This is a genomic window from Cupriavidus sp. WGlv3, assembly GCF_023952475.1.
In the GTDB taxonomy this organism is placed as follows: domain Bacteria; phylum Pseudomonadota; class Gammaproteobacteria; order Burkholderiales; family Burkholderiaceae; genus Cupriavidus; species Cupriavidus phytorum.
This window is the reverse complement of sequence record NZ_JALHRX010000064.1, coordinates 1-3,806: the sequence shown is the minus strand read 5'-3', so window position 1 is coordinate 3,806 and position 3,806 is coordinate 1. Positions and strand designations below refer to the sequence as shown.

At 62.7% G+C, this 3,806-nt stretch carries 1 protein-coding gene and 1 pseudogene; one reads left to right on the top strand and one right to left on the bottom strand.

Annotated features, from left to right (window positions below):
• Positions 1-51 precede the first annotated feature (51 nt).
• The gene (locus MKD38_RS30260; protein WP_012354652.1) at positions 52-3,051 is read left to right on the top strand and encodes a beta propeller repeat protein; all 3,000 of its coding nucleotides are present in this window, start codon (positions 52-54) and stop codon (positions 3,049-3,051) included.
• Positions 3,052-3,460: 409 nt separating this feature from the next.
• On the opposite strand, the pseudogene MKD38_RS30255 reads toward MKD38_RS30260, so the two are convergent.
• Positions 3,461-3,806: pseudogene (locus MKD38_RS30255) on the bottom strand (Tn3 family transposase); the annotation flags it as partial.

The window sequence follows — 3,806 nt, the reverse complement described above, 5'->3', positions numbered from 1 at the left end:
ACCTGGCCCACACAATTCTCCAACCCCGGCCCCCAGGGGCGCATCCCGTTCGTGAAGGTGAACGATCGCGACGGGCGCGCTTTCGATCTGTGGTTCGGAGACACTCAACTCTATCGAGCGGCCTGCGCGACGCCAACGAACACAGCGTCGACGGCGGCTCGTTGTCCCGCCAGTTCGGCGTGGGCAGCCGCGCAGACCGGGGCGCACTGGGACGTTGGTGACATTGCCTTCAATACGGCCAGCGGCCTCAACGCGTGCCCCGCCCTGTTCTCCAACGACGGCGGCATCTACTTCAACCAGCGCACGGGGGCAGACTGCCACGACCCGCGCTGGCAGCAGCAAACGACGACCGTCACCGCGCTATGGCTCTGGTCGATGGCCGGCAATGAACGCGCAGCGCAGGGCGAGAAAGGCGTCTACATCGGCCAGCAGGACTCTGGTGGCTTTGGCACGCGCGACGGCGGAAAAGCGACGCGGGACTGGAACAGCCCGACATGTTGCGATGTCTTTGATGTAGAAGCCGAAGCCGGTCGGGTGGTCTACACCGTCTGTCGCTTCAACGTGGCGCCCGCCACGCGCATGTTCCTCGACGGCGACGCGATGAGCAGCGGCACTGAAATCCAAACCTATCCGGCCGGCAGCCTCACAGGATTCAAGGACAACCGATCCCTGGTGAACTACGCCAGCAACAGCTATGCGGTGGTCACCAGCAGCGGTGTTTTTTTCACCTCCAACATCTCGAGCAATACGGTGACCTGGCGCACGCTGGGCACGGGCGCGCCAGCCAACGCCTGCGGCATCAACGTGTCCAGGCGCAACGATGGCACCTCGGTGTTCTACCTGCGCGCGGGCATCGGAGCGTGCAACCTGGGCGGCACGGGGTCGCTCTGGCGACACGAAGGTGCGACTTCGATCGGCGCCTGGGTGCAGGTGGCCCGCAATGGCAATAGTCAGTTCGGTGCGTTCGGGGTCGACCGTTCCGACTTCAACCACATCATCGCCAACGACCTTTCGGGGGCCTCACCCTCGATGGTGCGCACGATCGACGGTGGCGCCAATTGGGCAGTCGTTCCCGGCATCGACACACTGCTGACGGGCAACGGCGCATTCCTGGCCCGCGTCCAGCAGGGGTTTGGTGCGTTCGGTACCGGTAATGGCTATCCGCAGGCCTCGCTGGTTGCGATCAACCCGCGCAACCGCAGCGTGATCCTCATTGGTGGGCAAGACTCGGGCCTGTACCTGAGCGCAAATGGGGGAACGAGTTGGACGCCACTTACCGATCCAGTCAGCAACTCGACGCTGCGCCCACACATTTCCCGGCCGCTGTTTGCGCACTTTGAATCGCTAGGTAATGAACGGATGAATGTCTATGTCGGCGCGCGCGGCCGCGGCGTCTGGCGGGTGGGCGTGGACATCGAGAGCCGTTGGGCGGGCGCAATCTGGCGCTCGACCGGAGCCCCCTGCGTCGGCGACAGCTGCCCCGGATGGCAGATGCTGGATAACAACATCCGCACCGTGCAGATCGCCGCTGGCGGCGAGCGTCTCTACCAGTTGCACCTCGATGGCCGCATCTGGCGCTCGAACGGAACACCTTGCAACGTCGACAGCTGCCCCGGCTGGCAGATGTTCGATAATAACCCGAAGACGGTGGCGATCGCGGCCGGTGGCGCGGATCTCTATCAACTGCACAACGATGGCCGGATCTGGCGATCTACTGGCGTCGCGTGCTCGGGAGAAAACTGTCCGGGCTGGCAGCGGCTGGACAACAACCCGGCCACTGTAGCCATCGCCGCCAACGGCAACAAGCTCTACCAGCTCCACCGGGACGGCCGCATCTGGGAATGGACCGGCAGTCCGTGCAGAGGTGACAGTTGCCCGCACTGGCGCATGCTCGACAACAACCCGGCCACCGTGGCCATCCGGACCGCGGACGGTATGCTGTATCAGATGCATTTCAACGGCCGGATCTGGCGTTCGACGGGCCAAGCCTGTGCTGGCCAGAGTTGTCCGGGCTGGGTGCAGCTTGACAACAACCCCGCCACGGTCGACTTCAGTGCCAACGCAGGTGGCCTGTTCCAGCGGCACCGCAACGGATGGATCTGGCGCTCGAACGGCGCCGCATGCTCCGGTCAAAATTGCCCGGGCTGGGTGAGGATGGACAACAACCTCCATTCCACCGCTATTGCAGGCGGTGTCTACCAGATGCACCATGACGGACGCGTCTGGAGGTTCACCGGCTCGCCTTGCGCCGGCGAAGCTTGTCGAGGCTGGGACATGCTGGACAACAACCCGCGTACAAAGCTGGTGGCGGCAGCAGATGGCGAGAACGCCCTGCTGTATCAACTCCATGCGCCCAAACTGTTCCAACTGCATAACGACGGCGCGATATGGCAGTCAATCGGCGGGGCTTGCACCGGTGAGTCTTGTCCGTCATGGCAACGGCTTGACAACAATCCGAACACGAAGGCACTTGCCGCGAGCGGTGGCAGGTTGTATCAGCTGCACCGCGACGACCGCATCTGGCGATCGATCGGCCGACCCTGCACTGATGACATTTGTCTTGGCTGGGAGTTGCTCGACAACAACCCGAGCACGACCAAGATCGTCTCGTCTGCGGGCCAGCTCTTCCAGTTGCACAGCAACGGACAGGTGTGGCGCTTCACTGGCCAGGCCTGCAGCGGCGAGAGCTGTCCCGGCTGGGTGCGTCTCGATCAGAATTCGGCTACGCGCGACATTGTGGCGGGTGGTGGGCAGCTGTACCAACTGCACGACAACGGTCGGATTTGGCGTTGGACCGGCGTCAACTGCACGGGCGAGTCTTGTCCCGGTTGGATCATGCTCGACAACAACCCGCAAACCAGAAAGCTCGTCGCGGCTGGCGGACTGCTGCATCAGCTGCACGACAATGGTCGGATCTGGACGCACACCGGCGTACGGTGTTCCGGGCCGTCGTGCCCAGGATGGCAAATGATGGACAATGACCCGCGCACGGTCGACATCATTGCAGGGGGGCGCGAGTTGTATCAGCGTCACGACGATGGGCGAATCTGAGAGTCCACCGGCCAGAAATGCGCAGTTCAATCGTGTCCTGGATGGCGGCTGATGGACAATAATGGACACGCGCAAACGATTGCAGGTGCAGCTGGTGTGCTGTACCAGTTGCATGACGATGGAGCCATCTGGCGCAGCGATGGCAAGCCATGCAACGGACAGAGCTGTCCTGGCTGGGCGCGGCTTGACAACAACCCTAGAACTGGGACGATCCTCTCGGCTGAGGACTGAGCTAACACACCGAGGGGAGAAGGTTGTCGCGATAAGGAGGTAGTGCCAGCCGGGAGTCGCGGGGGTGCTAGGATTATGCGGCCAGCGAGCAAAGTTGCTCGGCAGCGGTCCGGGGTCCGGTCGTCTGCCCCCGTTTTGGCGCGGTCTCCATCAACCACTGCGCAAATCCATTGAACTATTCGCTCTTGTTCGTTGCGGCATGAATGGTGCGACGGAGTTCCGGGTCGTCCAGGTACTTCAGCAAGAACACCGTGCGGATGACGCGGCCCAGCTCCCGGAACGCAAAGTATAGCTTATTCTTCGTACTCTCCGAACCCAGCCGGCGCAGGATGGTCGACGGCGGCATCTTGCCGGCCTTGATCGAGACGGCAACCCGCATCATGTCGGGGTAGTGTCGTTGGATCAGGTCCCAGTCGATGGACCGGCGGCACAGGCGCTCGATATGGTCGTATCGGCGTCGTCGGTCCGCCTTGTACAGCACAAGGTTCTTGATATTGCGCATGCGAGGTATCAGGTTGATGCCT